19 protein-coding genes and 1 riboswitch are annotated in these 23016 nt (G+C 69.0%); of the genes, 9 read left to right on the top strand and 10 right to left on the bottom strand.

The genetic code is table 11. The features are described from left to right. Positions 1-25: 25 nt before the first annotated feature. The 6 genes from KEG57_RS32160 (at position 26) to KEG57_RS32135 (ending at position 8262) form a co-directional block, all read left to right on the top strand. On the top strand, positions 26-1717 hold the full coding sequence (locus tag KEG57_RS32160) for an FHA domain-containing protein (protein WP_272421073.1): 1692 nt from the start codon (positions 26-28) through the stop codon (positions 1715-1717). 7 nt (positions 1718-1724) lie between these two features. Continuing rightward, the gene (locus KEG57_RS32155; RefSeq protein WP_272421074.1) at positions 1725-3002 is read left to right on the top strand and encodes a Stp1/IreP family PP2C-type Ser/Thr phosphatase; all 1278 of its coding nucleotides are present in this window, start codon (positions 1725-1727) and stop codon (positions 3000-3002) included. A gap of 193 nt (positions 3003-3195) precedes the next feature. Continuing rightward, positions 3196-4224 carry a trypsin-like serine peptidase gene (locus tag KEG57_RS32150; protein ID WP_272421075.1) on the top strand — a complete coding sequence of 343 codons (1029 nt, stop codon included), beginning with the start codon at positions 3196-3198 and terminating at the stop codon, positions 4222-4224. Further along, entirely contained in the window at positions 4221-5693 is a 1473-nt protein-coding gene (locus tag KEG57_RS55780; RefSeq protein WP_272421076.1) for an FHA domain-containing protein, read from the top strand. The genes KEG57_RS32150 and KEG57_RS55780 overlap by 4 nt, the downstream gene beginning before the upstream one ends. 5 nt (positions 5694-5698) lie before the next feature. Further along, positions 5699-7222, top strand: a complete 1524-nt coding sequence (locus KEG57_RS32140; protein ID WP_272421077.1) for an ABC transporter permease subunit — start codon at positions 5699-5701, stop codon at positions 7220-7222. Continuing rightward, complete coding sequence (locus KEG57_RS32135) at positions 7219-8262, top strand: ABC transporter permease (RefSeq protein WP_272421078.1); 1044 nt, start codon at positions 7219-7221, stop codon at positions 8260-8262. Before KEG57_RS32140 ends, KEG57_RS32135 begins: the two co-directional genes overlap by 4 nt. Before the next feature lie 175 nt (positions 8263-8437). On the opposite strand, the gene KEG57_RS32130 is transcribed toward KEG57_RS32135, so the two are convergent. From KEG57_RS32130 to KEG57_RS32105, 6 genes are all read right to left on the bottom strand, one after another. Beyond that, on the bottom strand, positions 8438-8818 hold the full coding sequence (locus tag KEG57_RS32130; RefSeq protein ID WP_272421079.1) for an STAS domain-containing protein: 381 nt from the start codon (positions 8816-8818) through the stop codon (positions 8438-8440). Further along, the gene (locus tag KEG57_RS32125; RefSeq protein WP_272458787.1) at positions 8815-9309 is read right to left on the bottom strand and encodes a hypothetical protein; all 495 of its coding nucleotides are present in this window, start codon (positions 9307-9309) and stop codon (positions 8815-8817) included. Before KEG57_RS32125 ends, KEG57_RS32130 begins: the two co-directional genes overlap by 4 nt. Before the next feature lie 29 nt (positions 9310-9338). Then, a complete protein-coding gene (locus KEG57_RS32120; protein WP_272421081.1) occupies positions 9339-11138 on the bottom strand; it encodes a PP2C family protein-serine/threonine phosphatase in 1800 nt (599 codons plus the stop codon). Further along, positions 11135-12277, bottom strand: a complete 1143-nt coding sequence (locus tag KEG57_RS32115) for a multiheme c-type cytochrome (protein ID WP_272421082.1) — start codon at positions 12275-12277, stop codon at positions 11135-11137. Before KEG57_RS32115 ends, KEG57_RS32120 begins: the two co-directional genes overlap by 4 nt. A 71-nt stretch (positions 12278-12348) precedes the next feature. Next, positions 12349-13047: a plastocyanin/azurin family copper-binding protein gene (locus KEG57_RS32110; protein WP_272421083.1), complete on the bottom strand. Its 699-nt coding sequence runs from the start codon at positions 13045-13047 to the stop codon at positions 12349-12351. A 21-nt stretch (positions 13048-13068) separates the two neighbouring features. Beyond that, the gene (locus KEG57_RS32105; protein ID WP_272421084.1) at positions 13069-14538 is read right to left on the bottom strand and encodes a hypothetical protein; all 1470 of its coding nucleotides are present in this window, start codon (positions 14536-14538) and stop codon (positions 13069-13071) included. A 151-nt stretch (positions 14539-14689) separates the two neighbouring features. On the opposite strand from KEG57_RS32105, the gene KEG57_RS32100 reads away from it, so the two are divergent. Both KEG57_RS32100 and KEG57_RS32095 read left to right on the top strand, forming a co-directional pair. Beyond that, positions 14690-16186, top strand: a complete 1497-nt coding sequence (locus KEG57_RS32100; protein WP_272421085.1) for an ATP-binding protein — start codon at positions 14690-14692, stop codon at positions 16184-16186. 151 nt (positions 16187-16337) lie between these two features. Next, complete coding sequence (locus KEG57_RS32095) at positions 16338-17012, top strand: response regulator (RefSeq protein WP_272421086.1); 675 nt, start codon at positions 16338-16340, stop codon at positions 17010-17012. A gap of 10 nt (positions 17013-17022) precedes the next feature. Here the strand turns inward: KEG57_RS32095 and KEG57_RS32090 are convergent, their stop codons facing one another. The 4 genes from KEG57_RS32090 to KEG57_RS32075 form a co-directional block, all read right to left on the bottom strand. Then, positions 17023-17424, bottom strand: a complete 402-nt coding sequence (locus KEG57_RS32090; protein ID WP_272421087.1) for a hypothetical protein — start codon at positions 17422-17424, stop codon at positions 17023-17025. A gap of 89 nt (positions 17425-17513) precedes the next feature. Beyond that, positions 17514-18299, bottom strand: a complete 786-nt coding sequence (locus tag KEG57_RS32085) for a glycerophosphodiester phosphodiesterase family protein (RefSeq protein ID WP_272421088.1) — start codon at positions 18297-18299, stop codon at positions 17514-17516. 5 nt (positions 18300-18304) lie between these two features. Continuing rightward, positions 18305-20293 (bottom strand): lysyl oxidase family protein, encoded by a 1989-nt coding sequence (locus KEG57_RS32080; protein ID WP_272421089.1) that lies wholly within the window; start codon positions 20291-20293, stop codon positions 18305-18307. A 137-nt stretch (positions 20294-20430) separates the two neighbouring features. Further along, positions 20431-20916: a nuclear transport factor 2 family protein gene (locus tag KEG57_RS32075; RefSeq protein ID WP_272421090.1), complete on the bottom strand. Its 486-nt coding sequence runs from the start codon at positions 20914-20916 to the stop codon at positions 20431-20433. 113 nt (positions 20917-21029) lie between these two features. Further along, a riboswitch (TPP riboswitch) is annotated at positions 21030-21143 on the top strand. Between KEG57_RS32075 and thiC the strand changes: the two genes are divergently transcribed. After that, positions 21132-23012: a phosphomethylpyrimidine synthase ThiC gene (gene thiC, locus KEG57_RS32070; RefSeq protein ID WP_272421091.1), complete on the top strand. Its 1881-nt coding sequence runs from the start codon at positions 21132-21134 to the stop codon at positions 23010-23012. (Overlaps the previous riboswitch by 12 nt.) Positions 23013-23016: the final 4 nt, after the last annotated feature.

Raw genomic sequence — 23016 nt, 5'->3', positions numbered from 1 at the left:
TCGTGTCGAGCTTGCGCTCGGGCACTTGACTCGAAAGCGCCTCCGCGGTCCTCTCGCGGCTGTGATCTGCGACGTCTGCGGTCGTGATAACGAGGGCAACCTGACGTTTTGCCTGGATTGCGGCAGGCGCCTCCGGACCCAGGGGCGCGGCGTCCCGCCCACGCCGCCCCACGGCATCGAGCGCGTCGAGCGCGCTGCCGTCGCCGAGGTCCGCAGCACGGACGACACGCCGAACTCCGCCCCCGCGATCGCCTCGAACCCCGCTCCCTCAGCGAACCCGACATCCGGCAGTCCGACATCCGGCAGTCCGACGTCCGGCAGCCCGACGTCCGGCAGCCCGACGTCCGGTAGCCCGACGTCCGGCGGCTCGGCTTCGTCTCCGAAGCCCTCGGCGCCGCGCTCCAGGCCCGAAGCGCCCGCGCTTCAGTTCACCGTCTCGTTCGGCGCCGAGGCGATCACGACGTGCCCGAGCTGTCGCTCGTCGAATCCGCCCGGCTATCGCTTCTGCGTGACGTGCGGCGCGTCGCTCGGGCGTCCCGCCTCGACCGCTTCGAGCGAAGCAGCCGTCGTACGTCGCGCGCCGGAGTCCGAGCCCGAGCCCGAGTTTTTCGCCGCGCCCGTGGCCGCGCCGCCGGAGCCGTCTCCGTCGCTGCCCGCGGCTGCTCCCACGCAGCCTCCCGCGCCCACGCCGATCACGGAGGCCCCCGCGGCCCGGCCTACGCTTCCCCGTTCGGTCGTCGCGCCGAGCGCGGAGAGCGCGCCGGCCACGAGCCCCGACGATGCGGGCGACAAGATCATCGGCGCGCCCGTCGTGGGCATTGCGACGACCCGGACCGGCCCTCCGCGGCTCGTCCGTTGTGCTCGCTGCCACGGTCATTCCGCGGAGGGCATGCGCTTCTGCAAGTATTGCGGCGCGCCGCTCGACGAGGGGGAGAAGGCCGCCCGTGCGGAGGCCGAGCCCACGTTCACCGAGCCCGTGACCGCGGGCCGCAGGGACGAGCGGCTCGTGTCCACCTTCGTGGCGCCCGCGCCGGCCTCGCCTTCGGTGACGCCGAGTGGTCGCGTCCAGACCGGCCGGCTCGTCGTGATCGTGGAGGATGGCAGCGAAGGCAAGTCGTTTCCGCTCGTGGACCGCCAGGTCGACGTGGGCCGGACCGAGGGAGACATCCTTCTGCCGGACGATCTGTACGTCTCCCCGCGGCATGCGCGCCTCCTGCCCCAGGGTGGTCACTGGATCCTCCGGAATCTTCATTCCACGAACGGGGTCTACCGGCGCATCCGGGAACCGCACGCGCTGAAAGACGGCGACTTGCTCCTCCTGGGCCTCGAAGTGTTACAGTTCGAAACCGTGAACGACGCGGAGCGAGGGCTCGGGCATGCAACCCAGCATGGGACCCTGTTGTTCGGGTCTCCCTCGACCCCGCGACGCGCACGGCTCTGTCAGCGGACGGTCGAGGGGGTGACCCGCGACGTGTACCATCTGTTCCGGGACGAAACGGTGATCGGGCGAGAGGTGGGAGACATCGTTTTTACGGCAGATCCGTTCCTGTCGAGACGGCACGCCGTCCTTCGTAGGAGCTCGATGAGCGGCGAGTTCACGATCACGGATCTGGACTCTTCGAACGGCACCTACGTCGCGATCCGCTCGGACGTCACCCTCGACAACGGCGACTACCTACGCATCGGCCAGCACCTGTTCCGGGTGGACCTCTCGTAGTGAGCCCATGAGCGAACAAGCCTCCCGAGAGACGCAGCCCGACTCGAACCGCCCCGCGGACAGCGCCGAAGGTCTACCCGGCGAGCGGAAGCTGAAGAAGTCCGCTCCGATCAAGCTTCGCTTGTTCGGCCGCACGGACGTGGGCCAGGTACGCGAGCACAACGAGGACAACTTCATCGTCGCGGACCTGACGAAGGCGAGCCGCGGCTTGATGGAGACCGACCGGAACCAGATCGTCGGCGAGCGCGGCGTGCTCCTCGGCGTCTGCGACGGCATGGGCGGCGCGGCCGCCGGCGAGGTCGCGAGTCAGCTCGCGGTCGACATCATCTTCCAAAAGATGATCTCGGGCGAGCCGCCGAAGGATCACGACGAGATCGCGGCGAGGCTCGTGCACTCGATCGAGTCCGCGGGCCTGCGCATCTTCAGCGAGGCGAAGCTCGATCGCACCCGGCGCGGCATGGGCACGACGTCCACCGTGGCGGCGCTCGTCGACGATCACCTCTTCATCGGCCAGGTCGGCGACAGCCGCGCGTACATCCTTCGCGGCGACAGGCTCGTGCAGGTCACGCGGGATCAGTCGCTCGTCAACCAGCTCATCGAGGCCGGTCAGCTCACCGAGGAGGAGGCCGAAACCTTCGAGCACAACAACATCATCCTGCAGGCGCTCGGCACCTCGGACAGCGTGCAGGTGGACCTCACGTTCGTCGAGCTCAAGCGCGGCGACACGCTGCTGCTCTGCTCCGACGGTCTCTCGGGCATGGTGCGCAACGAGGAGATCCGCGAGGTCCTGCGCACGATCGATGATCCGCTCGAGGTCTGTAAGACCCTGACCGATCGCGCGAATCAAGCGGGCGGTCACGACAACATCACCGTCGTCGTGTCGAAGTTCGAGGGCGAGGCGCTGCCCGAGCCGACGGAGGAGGACATCTCGGGGCTGCGCTACCGCAAGTACCAGCTCCCCGAGCCGATGCCGCCGAGCTCGCTCAACGCCCCCGATCCGAGCCGCCGTGTCAAGGAGCTCGATCAGCCGAAGATCTCGGTGCCGCTCACGCCGCTGCCCTCGTCGTCCTCGTCCGAGGGGCACCGCCGGGAGAGCGACTCGGAGCGGCGGGAAGAGCCCTCGAAGGACGGAGAGGGTCCATCTTCGTACGGGCCGCGTTCCCACGGCTCGGACGATCCCATCCACATCCCGACCGACGGCGCGCCGCAGTGGCTCATCGTGATGATGATCGCGAGTGCGCTCGCGTGTATCACGATCGCCGGGTACTACCTGCTCAAGCCCTAGAGCATCGACGTGCTCGGAAGCGCGCGAAGCGAGCTTCCCTCGGGGGGTGAATCGTCCGGGCTTTGCCCGGACGAGAGGGGGACGCGAGGCGTCCCCCTCGGGACAAAAGAGCTAGAACAGCGAGCGGTTTACAACCGCTCGATGTTCTAGCGTTCGGCTGGCGAAGCCCGGCCACCAAAAATATACTCGCGGGATGCCGAGCGAGGTGCCGCGCGAGGCGATGGACGCGGACGGTCGTGTGGACGTCGCGACCGCGCAGCGCATCGTCGAGAACGCTGTCGCGCGCGCCACGAGCGGGCCCGACAAGAGCACAAGCATCATCGAGGCGAAGGTCGCCGAGGCGACGCGGCGAGGCGCGCGGCTGAACGCGCTGCTCGCATTCGGCGTGGCCGTGACGCTGGTCGCCCTCGTGGTGGCGGCCTTCGTCGTGTACCGATCGCAGCGCGCGGCGGCGATCCTGACGGCCGAGGCGGGGCTCGACGCGCGTCCAGCGACCGCGCCCGTGGGCACGTTGCCGACGAAGGTGCTCACGGGGCGAGAGATCTACGAGCAGAACAAGGGCGCGCTCTACGTGCTCGCGTACACGCAGAACCGCCGCATCAGCGGGTGCTGCAGCGCGTTCGCGATCAACAAGACCCAGCTCGTGACGAACGCCCACTGCGTCACGTCGTGCGGAGCGCGCGGCGGAAAGCCCGTCGTCGTGCAGAACGAATCGGCCGGGAAGGTCGAGCTCGAGGTCGTCGCGCAGCGCGCGCACCCGACCTACAACGCAAACTCGAAGCGCGCGGACACGCCCGACGTGGCGCTGCTCCGCGTGAAGGGGACGCTGCCCGTGGCCGTCACGCTGGCGAGCGACACGGAGCTCCGCGCGCTCGGGCCCGGCGACGACGTGTACGTGCTCGGATTTCCGGGGCGCGTGATGGATCCGGTGAGCCCGTCGGCGACGTTCCTGAGTGGGCACCTCGGCCGGCTGATGGGCTTCGACGAGCAGGCCACATCGGGTGACAAGGCCACGGTGATCCTGCACGACGCGGTCACGCGCGGCGGCAACAGCGGTAGCCCCATCTTCAACCAGTACGGCCACGTCATCGGCGTTCACGCGGCCCATGTGGACGACGAGGAAAACATCTCCATCGACGGGCAGAAGACGACGATCGTGCAAGCCTCTCCGTACCGCATCGGCATGCGGATCGATCTCGTCCGCGGGGTACCCACGCCGTGAACCTCCGGATCGTGCACACCGCAGGGCAAAGAGCCGGGACGTTCCAGATCTTCGAACGCGACGTCGTGCGGCTCGGTCGCTCGCCGGACAACGACGTCGTCTTCGACGCGAACCACGACCGCGAGGCGAGCGGGCATCACGCGGAGCTGCGTCGCGAGGGCGGCGCCTGGTACGTCGTGGATCTCGGCAGCCGCAACGGAACGTACGCCAACGGGCAGCGGATCCAGCAGCGGTACCCGCTCGCGCCGGGGACGGAGGTGAGCTTCGGCGCGAAGGGGCCGCGGATCCGGATCGAGCTCGTGCCCGCCGCTGCGCCGCCGCCGATGCCGCCGATGCCGGCCATGCCGATGCCGCAGCCGATGCCGCAGCCGATGCCGCAGCCGATGCCGGAGATGGCGCACGTCGCCGCGGCGCCGCGCGTGCAGATCGCGCAGGCCGTGCAGCCGGCGCCGCCCGCGGGCGCGCGCGTCGGGCAACGGACGATCGCGATGATGATCTCGCAGGCCGTCGCCGCGGCGAGCGGGCGCCAGAAGTTCGGGCGGACGGCGGAGCTCAACGCGATCGTCGAGGAGAAGGTCACGGCGGCGACGGCGTCGCAGCGGAGAACGGCGTACGCGCTCGGCGGGCTCCTCGTCGTCGCGCTGCTCGCGCTCGGCGGGCTCATCTTCTGGAGCACGCGCTCGCAGGACGAGATCCAGCGCCTGCGCGAGGAGCTCGCGCAGATGCCGCCCGAGGATCCGCGCCGCAAGGAGATCGAGGGGCGGCTCGGCAACCTGCACCCGTCGAACGCAAGCTTCGGCCGAAACCTCTACGACCGCTCGAAGAAGGGCATCTTCATGCTCGCTTCGAAGGGCGAGGGCTTCTGCACGGCGTTCGCCGTGAGGCCCTCGATGCTTGCGACGAGCGCGCACTGCATCCAGGAGGCGAAGGCGAAGGGCTCGGTGGTCGCGCTGGAGAACGAGGGGCGCGGGCAGGCGCGCTTCGACGTGATCGAGATGCGCACGCATCCCGGCTATCGCCCGACCGATCAGGAGAGCATCACACCCGACGTCGGTGTCGTGACCATCCGCGGCCGCTCGGCCGTCGTGCTGGAGATCGCGACGAAGCAAGAGCTTTCGGCGACGGGCGCGGGCGACGACGTGTACCTCATCGGCTTTCCCGGCCGCTTGATGGACGCGACGAACCCCGCCGCGACCTTCCTCGCCGCGCACATCGGCCGCGTCACGGGCGCATCCGGCCGGCCCGCGGCATACCAGGACGCCTGGCTCGTGCAGCACGACGCCGCGACGACACGCGGCTCGAACGGCAGCCCCATCTGGAGCGGCCAGGGCAAGGTGATCGCGGTGAACTCGGGCGGCTACCTCGAAGAGGGCGAGGAGAAGATCGCAGGTCGGAAGACGGAGGTCGTGAAGGCCTCACCGTACAAGTTCGGCATGCGGATCGATCTCGTCGAGGCGCTCCTCAAGTAGTCACGATGCTCAGGCTGGCGATCCGCAGGCTGCTGTTCATTCTTCCGACGCTGATCGCGGTCTCGGTCGTCACGTTCCTGTTTCTCTCGTACGTCCCCGATCCGACGGACGATCCGGCGCTCGCCGTGTCGCCCTCCGAGCGGGCGCGCCTGCGCCGGGAGCGGTTCCTCGACCTGCCGCGCTTCGTGAACCTCGGAACGCGTGACGTCCGCACGCAGTCCGCCGAGGCGATGCGCGCGATCGTCGACGGCGACGCCGCGAAGAAAGCGCGTGGGCAGGAAGAGCTCGCGCGGCTCGGCGGCGCGGCACTACCGCATGTGCTGCCCGCGCTCGACTCGCTCGCGCCCGGGCCACGCGCCGAGGTCGCGCTCGCGCTCGCGCCCGTGGGCGAGCGGATGGGTTTTTCGGGGGAGCGGCTCGCGGATCCGGCGCGCGCGGTCGCGTTCTGGACGCGGTTCTGGGACGACCGCGGCATCGAGTTCCGCCGCGCCTCCGTGCGCAGCGCGGTCCGCAGGCTCTCGCGTTACGGCAGCACCTCGCGCGCGGCCGAGTTGCGCGAGCTCGACACGTTCGTGCTGGAGGACGTGCTCGGCGCGCTCGAACATCCGACCGACGCGGCCTCGTTCGAGCGGGCCCGGGCCCTCGTCGACATCGCCGCGCACGTCACGGGCCGCGACGATCGCATCTCGCCCGGCGACGACCACGAAACGGCCCGCGCCTGCGTCGAGCGGTGGGGCTCGTTCTGGATGGTCTACAAGAACGACTTCGTCACGCTCGACGGTCCCTCGCGGATCGCGGCCATCGTGCTGGAAACACGCTACGGCAAGTGGGCGCTCGGCGCCATCACGCGGCGGCTCGGCGTGGGCATCGACGGCGTGCCCGTGCTCGACGGCATTTTCCGACGCGCACCCGTCACGCTGACCCTTGTTTTCGGCTCGATCCTGCTCGCATACGCGGCGGCCGTACCGATCGGTCTCGTCGGGGCGGCGTCGCGCGGGCGGCGTCGCGACGGGATCACGGCGGCCATCGTGCTCGTGCTGTACGCGATCCCCACGGCGTTCTTCGCGATCCTCGCGGCGCGCGGTTATGACGGGCACGGGCTCTTGTTGCCCACGGTCGTGCTCGCGCTCGGCCTCGTGGCCGCGCCGGCACGTCAAGCGCGCGCGGGGCTCGCGTCGGCGTTCGCGCAAGATCACGTGCGGGCTTCGCTCGCGCGGGGGGCGAGCCGCGCGCGTGCGCTCATGGTCCACGCGCTCCCGGGCGCGCTGCTCCCGGTCGTCACGCTCGCCACGCTCGAAGCCCCGATGGCCCTCGGCGGCGCGTTCGTCGTCGAGCGTGTCTTCGGCCTCGAAGGCCTCGGCGCTGCCACGATCGTCGCCGTGCAGTCGCGCGACACGAGCTGGCTCATGGCCGTCTCGATCTTCACGGCCGCGACCGCGACGCTCGGGGTCATCATGACGGACCTCGTGTACACCGCGCTCGATCCTCGGCTCGCGCAGAGCATCCTGCGCCAGAGGCCACGCACATGAGCCATCGCGGGATCGTGCTCCGGCGCGTCGCGCACAGCCGCCGCGCGGGCCTCGGCGCTGCGCTGCTTGGCTTGCTCGTGCTCGTCGGCGTCTTCGCCGAGATCCTCGCCGCGCCCGCGCCGCTCCTCGCCGTAGGACCGCGCGGCGTCGAGCTCCTTCCGGCGATCGTGCACGCCGAGCGGTACGAGCACCTCTCCCAGGACGAAATCGCGCGCTCGTACGCGGACAGCTTCGCCGTCTGGCCCCTCGTGCGATCCGGCCCCAAGGCGTCGAGTGCCGCGGGCCCCTTCGCGCCCTCGTCCCGCGTGCACCCGCTCGGCACCGACGAGAAGGGCCGCGACCTCTTCGCGCGCCTCGTCTACGGCGCGCGCACCGCGCTCGGTCTCTCGCTCGTTGCCGTCCTCCTGAGCGCGCTCCTCGGCGTCCTCCTCGGCGGCCTCTCGGGCATCCGCGGCGGCACCTCGCGTGACGCTCTCGTGCGCCTCGTCGAGACCGTCGACACCTTCCCCGCCATCCTCGTCGTCGCGCTCGTGCGTGCCATCGAGCACGAGCCCTCCGCGCTCTCGCTCGTGCTCGCGGTGGCCTTCGTGCGCTGGGCCGAGGTCGCGCGCCTCGTACATGCCGAGACCTTGCGCGGCGCCTCGGAAGATTATGCTCTCGCCGCGCGTGCCCTCGGCGCCTCGCGTGCGCGCATCTTCATGCGCCACGTGCTCCCGAACGCGCTTGGCCCCGTCACTGTGAGCTCGGTGTTCGGTGTCGCGTCCGTCGTGCTCCTCGAAACGGCGATCTCGTTCCTCGAGATGGGCGCGCCGACGTCGGCGGCGTCCTGGGGCGAGACGCTCGCGCAGGGCGCGCGAAACCCCGCGGCGCTGCGCTTGCTCGTCTTGCCGGTCTTCTTGCTCCTCGTGACCGTGGGCGGCTCGTACCTCGTCGCGGATGCGCTGCGCGACGCGATGGATCCGCGAGCCGCGCGAAAGCGACGGGACGAAACGTACGGTTCGTTCGGGCCTTCCACGGACGAGCCGCACGCATCCCGATGACGATACGTCACCACTCGTGATGGGCTTGCAACGCGTCGCGCACCCGACGTACGTTGGAAAAAGCCCGGTCTCCTTGGAAGGCTTGGGCTCGGCCCGGCGTGCTGACCAACCTCGCCGGGCCTCTTTTCATTTGGGGACCAAGGATCTCACCGGGGAGCGAGCGCGCCGGGCGGCGTCATGACTCGACGGTGATCAGATCCACGGCAAAGCACCGGAGCGCGTGCAGGCTGCGGCGCTGCCAGTGCATCTCGGGGTTCGACAGGAGCCGGATCTTGTACTCCTGACTCCTTTCGAGTTCGCCGAGCTCGCTGATCCAGGACACGAAGCTCTTGAAGCAGGACGAGTTCATGAACTCGAGCTGGCGGAAATCCACCTGCACCTCGGTGGCACTCATCCGCAGAGCCTCGGCGTGCACGCGTGGCAGGAGCGAATCCAAGCTGTCCTTCGCCGCCATGTCCGCGTTGCCCGAGAGGCAGACGACGAGCGAGCGACCTTCCGCGCGCACGCTTGCCGAGAAGTCGCGGAGCGAGACCGAGAGATCCGAGGTCGCGCTCACGCGTTCCTCCGCGCGGCAACGGTCGTTTGCGCCAGGATCGTGACCCTGTCGTCCTCGATGGTGTGGCTCATCGTCATCTCTCCTTCGGCCCGCACGCGCACGATGCCGAGCCCAGAACCAACCTTTCGCTTGGCGCTGCGCGCCATCGCGATCTGGTAGTGGTCGAAGGGATCGTCGTGTCGGCTCATCTCCTCGAAGATAGTGGCGAGCGCGGCGATGTGCTCGGCGTTCGCCCGGTTCGCGAGCCGGATGGAGACCGTGCTCGACGTGTCTCCGGGCTCGAACGTGATGGACAGAAACGTCACGCCGTCGCTCCCGTACTTGACGGCGTTCTCCAGAAGCTCGTGGGTCGCGAGCGCGATCCGCGACACGGTGTCGTGGTCCTCGATCATCCGCTCGTAAAAATCGGTCAGGAACCTCCGAACGACGGAGATGAGCTCGACGTTGGGCCGGAACGTCAGCTCGAAAGCGGTCGGGGTCTCGGTCATCATTCCTCTGCGGATCGGAGGTCCAATCTATCTCAGCCTTCGGCGCGCGTCTCGCTCGCGCGGAACCGCACGACGACGAGCGTCACGTCATCCTCTTGCCCCTTGCCGTGGGAGAAGCGGGCCACGTCGTCGAGGATAACATCGCGAATCCGCTCCACGGGCTCGCCCGCGAGCGCCTCGATCTGCGCCGTGAGTCGCGCCATTCCGTACATTTCGCCCGACGCGGTTCGCGCCTCCGTCACCCCGTCCGTGTAGAGCACCATCACGTCGCCGTCTTCGAGGACGAGCTCGTCGTCCTGCACCGTGCGCGCGACGTCGCGCATCGCGCCGACCCACGGGCCGAGCGTGGGGATCGCTTCAATCTTCCCGGTGCTCGCGCGCAGGACGAGGATGTCCTCGTGCGCGCCGGCGAACACCACGCGTCCGCTCCGGTGGTAGCGCATCACTGTGAGCGTCACGTGCTCATCGTTGCGCAGGCGGTTGCGGATGTTGTCGTAGAGCACGAGGTTCAGCACGCGCACGAGGTCCTTCGGTCGCGCTGACGGATCCTCCCGGCCGAGCGCCGCGATCGCGCTCTGCACCATCAGCATCACGAGCCCCGATTGCAGCCCGTGCCCCGCCACGTCGCCGATCGCGAGGATCCCGCCGCCCTCCACGGGGAAGACGTCGTAGTAGTCGCCGCCGACCTCGCTCGCCGGGATCATCCGCGCCGCCACTTCGAGCCCCGGCACGTCGAGGCGCCGCGGCAGGATCGACGTCTGGATCCGCGCGCTGATCTCGAGCTCTTTTTCGAGTCGCTCCTTCGCCGCCATCTGCTCGCGTGATTCCGCGAGCTCGCGCGCCATCCGGTTCATCGCGTCGCCGAGCGCGCGGAGCTCCATCGGGCCTGTCACGGTCGCCTGCGCGTCGAGCTTCCCGCGCGACACGTCACCCACGAACGCCATGAGCCCGTCGAGCGGACGCGAGAGCCTGCGCGAGAGCACGATCGCGAGCGCCGCCGCCGCCGCGAGCGCGACGAGCGCGATGAGCGCCACGCGCGCCTCGAGCTCGCGGGACGGCGCGAGCGCGCGATCGAGCGAGCGCGCGAGGTGAACGGTGCGCGCCCCGCCCGCGGCCGTATCCAGCGTCCGCGACGTCGATAGATACGGCCCACCCTCGGACGCGGACGACGCCGTGACCATCCGGAGCACCTCGCTCGGCGCCTCCGTCCCATCTTCGAGCTTCGAATGCGCCACCACCGTGGCTCCATCCGTCACCACCACGAGGCTCCCCGTCTGGAGACGCACCTCCTCGACGAGCGCATGGTCGAGTTTGAAGCCGAGCACCAGCACGCCGACCGTCTCGGTGCCGAACGCGAGCCGCCGCGCGACCACCTCGTAGAGCTTCCCCTCGTTCGTCCAGAGCCCGGACTTCTCGCCGCCGCGCAGCGCGCCCGCGATGATCGGATCCTTCGACATGTCGAAGCCCGACGCCTTCGGATCGGCCACGTCCGCGAGCAAGAGCCCCGTTCCGTCCGTCATCAGGAACAGCTCGCTCTTCACAGCTTTGTGCAGCTCGTCGGCCACGCCGTGGACCGTCTCCGGCGACACGTCTTCCGTCGCCACCACGGCTTTGACCCGCGGCTCTTCCGCCACCACGTGCGCCTTCGCTGCATGCGCGCGCAGCCGCTCGGTGCGGTGCGCCTCGAAGACCCGCGCGCTCCGTTCGAGCGCCTCGCCGAGCTCCACCCGCGCGCGCCGCTCCAGCACGATCGCCGCGCTTCCCGCCGTGGCCACCGTGATCGCCGCGATGAGCAGCACGATCCAGAGGAGCAACGTGCTGCGAAACTTCATGGCCGCACCACCACCGTCTTCGGCAGGTGCTCGCGCCCCTTGCCGCTTCGCTTTCCGCCGAACGGGATCTCGATCTTCCCCATCGAACGCTCCTCCGCGGGCACGCCGAGCGCCTCCGAAATCGCCGGCGACGCCGAGCGCCAGGCCACCTCGATCACGAGCGATCCCGGTTGCGGCGCGTCGAGCTCGAACGCGAGCGTGCGCGCCTCGCCCGGCGCGATCCGGTTGTCGCTCTTCTCTGCCCGCGCGAGGTAAAACGGCACTTCACGCCCCGCCTCGTCCACGAGCACCCGCCCGAGCATGCGCTCCTCGCGCGCCTGCATTTGCCCCTTCTCGTCGAGCGCCTGCACGCGCACGACGACCTGCCGCCCGGCCACCCCCGACGGCACCGCGTGCCCTGCGCCTTCGTTCTTCAGCACCACGGACAGCGCGATCTTACCTGCGTGGTCGGTCGCCGACGCGACGATCCCGAGCGCCTTGCGCACGAGCTCGCCCTTCTCGCCCATGAACCCGTGATGCGCCACGCGCACCTTTCGCTCCGTGCCCGTCGCCGCGTAGGTCATCTCCGCCGGCATGTGGCACTCCTGGCAGGCCGTGCCCGAGACCGCGAAGCTCGACGCGCGCCACTCGGTGAACTCGGTGATGATCGGCAAGCTCTTGCCGTCCGCGAGCGGCATCGAGAATGCGTGACAGCCTCCGCAGACGCGCGCGTCGCGGAACGCGGGCGCGCAGCCCACCTTGTGGAAGTAGTTGTCCTTCGCGTCGCAGTACGGCCCGAACTTCCGATTTCCTTCGAGATCAAACGTATACCGCGGCTCGGCCGCGTCCTCTCCGACGTCGCGGATCGCGTGGCACGCCTCGCACGTCACGCCCTCGTCGACCGCCCGCTCCGCCGGAGCCGTGAGCCCCGCAAGCGGCGCGTGACACACCTCGCACACGGGATTCTTCGACTGATCCCGCATCGCGACGTAGAGCGGCGCGTGCCGCGCGCGCGCATGCGCCGACGTCTTCCACTCCGCGTGGAGCATGCTGTGGCAGTCGCCGCATCGATCGGCGGGGAACGCGCGGGCGCGCGGCTTTTCGAGCGAGGGTTTGTCCGGGGGCGGGGATGCGGACGGGGACGCGGACGCTTCTTGCATCGCCGCCGCGCGCGGCGATCCTTCCGGCGGCGTTCTGGGATCGCAGCCGAACGTGAACGCGAGGAGCGCCGTTACTTGTAGCGGCCGTATGGCGTCCCGTCCTTTCTCAGGTGCCGCTTCGGCGACGCGCCTTCCGCGAGCGTCGGCTTGAACGACGCCGTCCCGCCCGCGGCCACCGTCACCTCGCCTCGCACCTCGGGCCCGTGCACTTGCCACGCCACGACCGGGTAGGTCCCTGCGGGCACGTTCTTGATCTGGAACGATCCATCCGCGCCCGTCACGGCGTAGAAGCCGTTGTCGAGCACCTTGATCTTCGTGACCATGTGCGGGTGGATGTTGCAGTAGACGTCCACCACGCCGGCCTCGCGGAACGTGACAGACTTGCTCTCGCCGCTCTTGTAGAGCCCGAGATCGAAGCGCGCGGCCTTCGAGACCGAAAACACGTTGTGGAAGACCTTGTCGTCGTTCGGGAACTCCACGGTCGTCCCCTTCACGATGACCATCAGCCCCGGCGTGAACGTGAGGTTCTTCTGTCGAATCTCGCGCTTGCCGGCCGGCGCCGGCGAGCCGGGCGCGTTCTCGAGGTAGACCACGATGCCCGATCGATCGGCCTTCGGCGCGTCGTCCACGAGGACCGTCACCACGCCCGAGACGTTGCCCGCGGCTGGCGCCTCGGCGCGGCTTACGCGCGGGGAGAAGGAGACGGTGAGCGGGATCGTCACCACGCCGAGGGGGATCAGGAGGCCTAGGAGGCGAGACCAGAGACGCATGCGCCATTCTCCTCGGGAGCGTCAGTATTTCAGGAGCATCGAGCTCGTGAACACGTCGTTGGGAAACTGGGGGGCGCGGCCCAGCTCGCGGTTCAGATTGTACTCGGCCTTGAGGATGAGATGGGTCCCGAGCTCCATCCGCACCCCGGCCGTCGCGCGCAGGACCTGGGACTGGTAGACGAAGCTCACGCCGCTCCGATGTACTGCATCACGCGCGTCGACCCGAGCATACGGCGTGAGCCAGTTCAGCACCCGATATCCCACGAGCGCATAACCACCGCGGTACCGGAGGCAGGGGGCGAGGCCACATTTCGTGTCCCCCGCGGCGCTCTTCCCATCGATGACGCCCTGCATGACCTCGGCCGTCACCTCCAGATCGCGCCAATCGAGGTGTAGGTCCACGCCGACGTGCGTGTGCAGCGCGTCCTCGGCGCTTTGCAGGTCCTGCGCGCCGATCGAGCCCGAGAGCCCCACCTCGAGCCCGGCCCCGAGCGGCGCGCGCGAGGCGATCCGGCCCGCCACGGTCTTCCAGTCGTTTCGATCGATCTCGCCGTGAAATGGGAACGACTCGCTCCCGTGGCTGCCGTTCGTCACGGCCACGTTCAAGATCATCGCGCCGTCCCAGAATTTCCCGCGCGCCTTCAGCCCGAGCGGAGATCCGCAGGTGTATCGACAGAGCAAAGACGGCGTCACCGTGAGCCTGTCGGGCGCCTCGCGGCTCCGGTACTCCCAGCCGAGCACCGAATCGAACTTCCCGGCATAGAGGCTGAGCTCGAAGCGCTCGATCGGGACGAGGTACTCGGCGTACGCAAGCTTGACGTCGATGAAATCGCCGAGCGCCCGATCCCCGGGCGCCGAGACGTCCCGCGTCCGCGGCGCGAAGTCGATCGACGCCGTCAGCGTGAGGTCCTCCCGCGGTGCCGCGAAGAGCTGCATGTTGAGCGCGTTCACGGCGAACGACGATTTTCCGCCGCTATCGATCGCGTCGAACGTGAGCGCCCGTGATTCGCCGGTGTCGGCCGGCTCGCCGCGCGCGTTCACCATCGTCGAGAGCGGGTCCCCATAAAAGACCCACGACGCGGGGATGTCGCCCTCGTACTCCGGGAAATACCGGTACCCGCGGTCACTCCGTATCCCCGAACCGTTGCCCGTGGCCCGGAAAAACCCGAAGTCGAGGTAGCCGCCGAGCTTGCTCACGATCGGCAGAAGCCTCGTGATCTGCTGGTCGACGTAGCTCGCGTCGTCCTCGAGCTTCGCGACTTTCTCGCGTACGGCCTCGTTCTGTTTTGCCGCGCGCTCGAGCTCCGCCACGCGCTCGCGCATGCGGCGGTTCTCCTCTTCGAGCGCCCGAAGCCGCGCTTCGACCCGCTCCGAGGCCGAAGGTTCACGCCCGTTCGTCGCGGCGTTCCCATCCCCGTCCGTGGCCCGCGCAACACGAGGCACGATTCCGACGACGGACAGGAAGAGCACGATCGCAAGCCGCTTCCTCATGTCCCGATGCGACCCTACAGGGACCGAACGGCCCCGTCGAGCGTTGATTGCGCTCCCGCTTCTCTCTTTGCTTCGGTATGATGCCTGCCGTCCAGGGGGCGCCATTGTTGTCCGAACCCGTGAGCGATCCTGCCGTGCGGAAAGGGGCGACTTGAGCCCGACCGCGCTTCCCAGCGAGCTCCTCGCGCGTTTCCGCGGCGTGGCGCTCGAACGGCTCGACCGCGTCGAGAGCGATTGGGGCAACTTCATGCACGGCGGGGGCCGGCCCGAGGTCGCCGCCGTGATGCAGCAAGAGCTGCACACGCTGAAGGGCGAAGCCCGGATGATGCACTTCGGCGGGCTCGCCACCCTCTGCCACGCGCTCGAAGGTCTCGTCGCGGCCGTGGCGAGGCGCAGTCGGCGCGTGCCCGAAGAGGTCGATCTCGTCGTGACCATGGCCATCCGGTTCATGGTCGTGATGCTTCGCAAGAAGGACGCAGCCTCGAGCGCGGGGATGGACGTCGACGGGTTCGTGCAGCAGATCGAGGAGATCGTCGCCGAGGTCGCGGCCGACGAGCCCGAAACCCCGGCGCCCGTCCCCGGGTCCCGCAGCGCCCCGGTCGACCTGCGCGATCGCGTGTCGATGGCCACGCAGCAGCGCCTCGCCGCCCTCGCGGTGCGGGTCTTTCTGGAGCATGTCGCGGCCGGGCGCGCGCGCGGGCGGCTCGGCGACGTGGTCCACGCGCTCTCCGAGGAGGTCACCTCGCTCTCGGCCGTCTCCCTCGCGCCGCGGCTCGCGCCCCACGAAGCGGGAGCGCGTGGCCTCGCGGAGAGCCTCGGCAAGGAGGTCCGCGTGGCCTTCGACGTGGGTGACGTGCGCGTCCGCGCCGAGGTCGCCGAGTCCGTCGAGGTCGTCCTGCTCCACGCCCTCCGCAACGCGGTGGATCACGGCATCGAGCGGCCCGAGGCGCGCCGCGCCGCGGGCAAGGCGTCCATGGCCTCGATCCGCGTCTCGGCGCGGCAGAAGGGCGGCGAGATCGAGATCACGGTCGAGGACGACGGCGCGGGCGTGAACCTCGAGGCGGTGCGGAGGCGCGCGATCGACCTCGGCCTCTCCACGCCGGAGCTCGCCCTGCGCGCGCAGGACGACGAGCTCACGGAGCTGCTCTTTCGCCCGGGCCTGTCCACGCGCACCAAGGTCACGGACGTCTCGGGCCGCGGCATCGGCCTCGATGCGGCGCGCGCGGCCATCCAGCGCGTCGGCGGCTGTATCTCCATCACCACGCGCCGCGGCCAGGGCACGCTCCTCGTGCTCCGCGTCCCCCAGGCGAGCCACCTGCTCCCCGTCGTGTGTTTTCCTGCGCGGGGCGCCGATCTCGTCCTCGCCGTGGCGGCCGGCCCCGGCGTCCGCGTCGTGCCCGCCGAAGGGGGCATGCCGGCCCTCGATCCGGTGGAATACTTTGATATGGCGCCACCGGGTGGTGCGCGGAGCGGCGAGGGGGTTCGGATCGAGGTCCGGCGCGGGGAAGCTCGCTTCACGTTGCGGGCCGGCGGAGCGCCTTACGCGGCCGTGGCCACGCGCCTTTGTCCGACGGCCGACGATTGCCCAGCCGAGATCGTGACCGTCGATGGGGCCGAGGTCCTGCTCGTGCGGCCCGAGGTATTCTGACTCCGTCCATACCCGGTTTTTCCGCCACGCGCGTGAATCGTGCCCTACGTTTACGTCCTTCTTGCCGTAGCAACGGCTCCTCGATACCATGCCGTCAATGGCCCCAGCATGACGCTCGGGCAGAACCCCCCTCGTCCGGCGAGAGGCAGCCATGAGCGCGACGAAGCGACGGATTCTCGTGGTCGACGACAGCGAGATTTGCCGTGAGCTGGTCAAGCTGCTCCTGCAATCTCGCGGCTTCGAGGTGATCACGCTCGACTCGCCGTTCGGCTTCGGCGCGGCTGTGGCGCGTGAGCAGCCGGATCTCGTGCTCGTGGACGTCAACATGCCGGCGTTGCACGGGGGCAAGCTGGTCGAGGTGGCGCTCCAGAAGGGCATCCTCTCGTGCCCCATCGTTTTTCACTCCGACCGGCCGGCGCGGGAGCTCCAGAGCCTCGTTTTGAGCACGGGCGCCTCGGGCTTCATCTCGAAGACGAACGACGGTGACGAGCTCGCCTCGCGCATCGAAGAGTATCTGAATGGCACGTGGCAGAAGCGGGACCGCGCCCCGGAGAGCATCCGGCCGAGCACGGCGCCGCCGGGCCCGCGCACCGACGTCCCGCCGCGCATGACGCGCCCCTCGGAGGTCCCGCCCCTCTCCGGCTCCACGTCCCAATCGCTCCCGCCCTTGTCCGCCGCCGCGCTCTCGTCGCGCAACGCGGACGCCGCGCCTTTGTCGCAGCGCAGCTTCGACGCGGCGCCTCTCTCGCAACGCTCGCCCGACGCGGCGCCCCACTCGCAGCGGACGATCACGTCGTCCACGGGCTGGGTGCGCGGGAAATTCTGAAATCGCTACGTTACGGCAGGTTGCAGGTCGTGTTGACGTAGGTCCGCCAGACCTGCTGGGCTGATCCGATGGGCCTGCCGATCGCGCTCGTCAGCCGGACGTTGCGCCGGATGAGCCGGGCGCAGCCTTGGTTGTGGAATCGCCGGAGATACTGGGCCGCCGCGTTTTTGCATTCGACGACGTCCTGCCACGTGCACGTCCGCTCCGGCTCCGGCAGCGGGACGAAGTCCCCGCTCGCGAGCCGCCTGTGGCCCCAGGGCATGGGCGTATACCCTTGCGCGATGTCCTGACACGCCTGATTCGCGGCGTCCCAGCCCATTTGAAAAGGATTCCGGGTGCAAGCCGCATCGGCGGCCGCGCTCGTGAAGAGGCCCGCGATCAGCAATGCGGCGCCGGCCCAGTAGCTCTTCATGGTGACTCCCCCCGAGGGAATGCCGCCCGACCCCCCTGGCCGAGCAGGCAGACCGTCTCATGCGGGACATGGAGCCCGTCCGTCCGGCGTCAATCGCCCGGCTGTCGCCCGAGCACCCGCGCGCCGAGCTCCGGAAAGTCCGTCATGATCCCGTCCACGCCCATCGCGACGAGCGCGCGCATCTCGGCTTCCTCGTTGATCACCCACGCGTGCACCTCGAGCCCACACGCGTGCGCGACCTCCACGAAATACGGCGTCACGATCGGGATCCCCGCGAGGCTCGTCGGCACCTGCAAGGCAAACCCCCGCGCCACGTAGCCCGGGTTTCCCCCATTGCAGAGGAATTCCAGCGACTCGGGCAGGCACATCCCGGTCAAGACCCCCGGGATCCGCCGCCGGATCTTCTCCATCAAGGACCCGGGCTCCGCCGTCAAGAGCACCCGCTCTCGCCCTTCGTGCCGATGGAGCACCCATTGCACCGCGGAGACCAGCGACTCCGCGTCGTCCTTGAGCTCGATGTTGAGCGGCACGCCAGGGAAGGACGTCAGCACCTCGGCGAGCGTCGGGATCCGGATGCCGCGGCCCCGGAATGGGTAGGCGCCGTCCGGATCCTGGAACCCGTATCCCGCGTCGAGCTCACGAGTCTCGGAAAAACGTTTTTTCGAGGCCGGCCCCGCGCCGTCCGTCGTGCGCGCCACGTCCTCGTCGTGCAGCACGATCACTTCCTCGTCGGCCGTGAGGTGCACGTCGAGCTCGAGGCGGTCCGCCCCCGCCGCGAGCGCGGCGGCGAAGGCGGGCAACGTGTTCTCGGGCGCCGTACCGGAGGCGCCGCGGTGCGCGAACAGGCGGGGGCGGGGGCCGTCCTTGTAATGCATGGTGATCAGGGGATCGTCACGGGCACCGTGGCCGTGTTGTTGTCGAGGCTCACCTCCTCGAACTCCCGGCTCGGGTTGAGCTTCACCTGGATGAAGTACTCACCCGCCGGCACGTCCGTGATGTCGAGCCACTGGCAATCGAGCGTGTTGCCGTAAAGATCCGACCAGCCGCGCTGGATGCCCTGATCCTCGCACGTGTAGATCTTGTTGCAGCCCACGTTCGGGCCGAAGGCGATCTGCTGCGTGTCCTCCATGCAATACGCCTGCTTGCGCCCGGTCACGACCTCCTTGCCGTTCTTGTCGAGCAGCGCGTACGTCGCGAACCCGTTGAAGTGGTAATGGCCGTGGCAGGGCGAGAACAGGAACAGGTCCGGCCGCTCCGACGGCGGTGGCACCGTCAGCGTCGCCATGCCCTGGTTCTTCGCCTCCACGCTGAAGCGCAGGAGCTTTCGTTCGCCCGTCCCGCCCACGCACTCCTCGATGAACGCGCACGAGTTCGGGCTCACGTCGAGCTTGTCGAAGAGGATCTCCTCGGCGAGCCGCTTCTCGTCGATTACGAGGTCCGCCATCGGCTCGTTCGCCGCGTGGCAGCCGCAGTCCGTCCCGCAGAACTCGCCCGCGCCGCAGGGCGGATCACACACGGGCGCCTCGTTGTTGCAGTCCGCGAACACCTGGCATTTCGACGTCGCCGGCACGCAGAGCGAGCCCTCGGCGCACGTCCCGCACGTCCCGCCGCAGCCGTCGTCGCCGCATTGTTTGTCCTGGCAATCCGGCGTGCACGGGTCGGGACGGCATTTGCCCTCGGCCGAGCAGGCGAAGCCCGTATCGCACGTCCCGCAGTCGCCGCCGCAGCCGTCGTCCGTGCCGCAATAGAGACCGTCGCAATGCGGCACGCAGCCGTTCGCCGTGAACTTCACCTGCAGGTCGAACGCGCCGTACTGGGACGCGTCGAACCCGTCGACGATGAGGTAATACGTCCCCGGATCGAGCGCCGCATCCACGCGCGAGCCGTAATCGCCGGGCGGCGAGGCGTCGTCGCTGCAGCCCACGGTCGCCGCGGGTTTGTTGTCGAGGCAATTCGTCCGGATGTGAAGCACCGTATCGTAGCCGGAGACGCGCGCCTCGATGCCCATCTTCTCCGTCAGCGTGAACGTGTAGACCGTCTCCACCGCCGTGCTCGTCGAGTTGCACGTCGGCACGACCTCGTGCAGGCCGTTCGTCGTGTCCCCCGTGATCTGGTGGACCCCGAGGAATTCCGTGCCCGCCGGGAGCAGCTCGAGCGGCGCCGCGCAGGAGCCCGGCTGGTTCGCGGGTTTGCACTCGTTCGTCGCGTTCGCGCACGCCTCACCCGCGGGACAGCTCCCGCAGCTCCCGCCGCAGCCGTCGTCGCCGCAGACCTTGCCCGTACAGTCGGGCGTGCAATCCGACGTGCACGACGCACACCCCGGCCCGAGCTCGTGCTTGCAGGTGTCCGTGGCCTCGTCGCAAGAGTCCGCCGTGCATTCGGCGCCGTCGTCACACGGGTCTTTCCCGTTTACACACTGGCCCGCGACGAGCCGCTCCGCGCCGTTGCAGTAGACGCCGTCGCTGCACGTGAGCTCCGTCGCGGGCGAGGTGATCGGCTCGCCGAATCTCGCGCCCTCGTATTGCGCGTTGAAGTTCAGCTTGAAGAGGCCCGTGCGCACGGGCGCCGTCAGCGTGCCCGTAAACGTGCCGCGGCCGTCCGGATCCACCTCGCCGGAGAGCGCGAGCGATGCGCTCGCGAAGCCCTGCCCCTCCGGGAGCGTGAGCGTGACCTCGCCGGGCACCCACGTCGCTTGCCCGCTGTTTCGTGCGTCGACCTTGACGTTGACCGTGCCGCCGGGCTTGGCGCGCGCGTCGATCGTGACGACCGCGTCTGCGATCGCGAACTCGGAGACGTCGTCCGAGCAGCCGGGAACGAGCACGTGGAGGGCCGGGAGGAAGCAGAGCGGGATGAGCCGTCGATATCGCATGCGAAGCCTCGCCTTTGGAGTGCGGAAGGGGCCGGGAGCGCGGCCCTCGGATCTCGCATGATAAGCGGACTCGCGGCGCGATCCACGCGCGAAATGTGGGGGCAGCCGGGCCGTCCCCGGCGACGAGCGCCGCGGCTTCAGGCGCCCGCGCGTTCGGGGTTCTTTGCCATGTACTCGGCGAGCCCCTTCGTCGCCATTGCGCGGACCTTGCCCTGCAAGAAGGGCGTCCATCCGAGCAGGATCCCCGCGGGCCCGAGCGCCATCCGTGTCCAGCGCCAGAGGTCGAATCGGTCCGTGTGGCGGGCGATCTTTCCGTCGCGGAACTCGAACGAGGCGTCGACCACGTTGTGCACGTGTCTCCCTGTGGCCGAAAACGAATAGTGGGCCTCCCAGTGCGCGCTTCCCGTGGAATCATCGGCGCGCACGTCGCTGAATTCGAGCGTGAGGTCTTTCCCTCGCTCGCAGAGCATGCGCCACATCCCGCGCGCTCCGGCCGCGTCGAGGCCCACGAAAACCGAGTCCGAGAACGTGACGTCTCGGTGATAACAGGCGATCATTCCCTCGGCGTCGCGCTTCTGAAACGCCCGATAAAATTGCTCGATCAAGGCTTGATTGGGGTGCATGGCAGGCGAGCGAGCGGACCACGGGCCGGTGAGGACGTCAAGCCGAAGGGCCGCGGAGAACCCATGTGTGTCGTTCGGGCGTTGACGCCGGGCCGAGCTTCGACCAGACCCACGGCTCGACCTAGGGGAGCCTCTGGCTGAGACGGTCTGCCGCTTTTTGTGGCGGGTCGAACCCTTGGAACCTGAACCGGTTCGTACCGGCGGAGGGAAGTGTCATGAGCACCGTGAAACAGCAGCGGGTCGACGAGGCCCGCCTCCAGACCATCACGCGCGGGCCGCTGCCCGGATCGAAGAAGTCGTACCAGACGGGCGTCCTCCACCCGGACCTGCGCGTCCCGCTGCGCGAAATCTCGCAAACACCGACGCGGGAAGGCTACGGCGACGCGGTGCGTCTCGTGCCGAACCCGCCCGTCTGCGTCTACGACACGAGCGGCCCGTACACCGATCCCGAGGCCGAGATCGACGTCAGGAAGGGCCTCGCGCCGCTGCGCGCCGCGTGGATTCGCTCGCGCGAGGACGTCGTCGAACTCCCGCGCGTGAGCTCGGAGTATGGGCAGAAGCGCCTCGACGATCGCTCGCTCGACGCATTGCGGTTTCATGCGCCCCGCCGGCCGCTGCGCGCCGCGGCCGGGAAAAACGTCACGCAGATGCATTATGCGCGGCGCGGGATCATCACGCCCGAGATGGAGTTCGTCGCGATTCGCGAGCAGCAGCGGGCCGCGGAGCGCATCCGCAAGCAGCACCCGGGGCGCTCGTTCGGCGCGGCGATCCCCGAGAAGATCACGCCGGAGTTCGTCCGCGACGAGGTCGCCCGCGGCAGGGCCATCATCCCGGCGAACGTCAATCACCCCGAGCTCGAGCCGATGATCATCGGCCGCAACTTCCTCGTGAAGATCAACGCGAACATCGGCAACAGCGCGGTCACCTCCTCGATCGAGGAGGAGGTCGAGAAGATGGTCTGGTCCATCCGCTGGGGCGCCGATACCGTGATGGATCTTTCCACGGGCCGGAACATCCACGAGACGCGCGAGTGGATTCTCCGCAATGCCCCCGTCCCGATCGGCACGGTGCCGATTTACCAGGCGCTCGAAAAGGTCGGCGGCAAGGCCGAGGACCTCACCTGGGAGATCTATCGCGACACGCTGATCGAGCAGGCCGAGCAGGGCGTCGATTACTTCACGATTCACGCGGGCGTTTTGCTCCGGTACGTCCCGCTCACGGCGAATCGATTGACGGGTATCGTCTCGCGCGGCGGATCCATTCTCGCGAAATGGTGTCTCGCGCACCACGAGGAGAACTTCCTCTACACGCATTTCGAGGAGATCTGCGAGATCATGCGGGCCTACGACGTGAGCTTCTCGCTCGGCGATGGCCTCCGGCCCGGCAGCATCGCGGACGCGAACGACGACGCGCAGATGGGCGAGCTCGCGACGCTCGGCGAGCTCACGCAGATCGCCTGGAAGCACGACGTGCAGGTCATGATCGAAGGCCCCGGCCACGTGCCGATGCACATGATCGAGCACAACATGACCGAGCAGCTCCGCATCTGTCACGAGGCGCCGTTTTATACGCTCGGGCCGCTCACGACCGACATCGCCCCCGGCTACGACCATTTCACGAGCGGCATCGGCGCCGCCATGATCGGCTGGTTCGGCACGGCGATGCTCTGTTACGTCACGCCGAAGGAGCACCTCGGGCTGCCGAATCGCGACGACGTGAAGGAGGGCGTGATCACCTACAAGATCGCGGCGCACGCGGCCGATCTCGCGAAGGGTCACCCGGGCGCGCAGGCGCGCGACGACGCGATGAGCAAGGCGCGCTTCGAGTTCCGCTGGGAGGACCAGTTCAACCTGGGCCTCGATCCCGAGCGGGCCCGCGCGTTCCACGACGAGACGCTCCCGAGCGAGAATGCCAAGGTCGCCCATTTCTGCTCGATGTGCGGCCCCCATTTCTGCTCGATGAAGATCACCGAGGACGTGCGCAAATACGCCGCCGAGAAGGGCGAGGTCCTGCCGGAGAAGGCGCTCGTGCGTGGCATGAAGGAGAAGAGCGCCGAGTTCGTCGAGGGCGGGAGCGAGATCTACCGGAAGGTTTGACGCG

It is taken from the genome of Polyangium jinanense, assembly GCF_028435365.1.
This window is presented reverse-complemented; position numbering and strand designations above follow the sequence as displayed.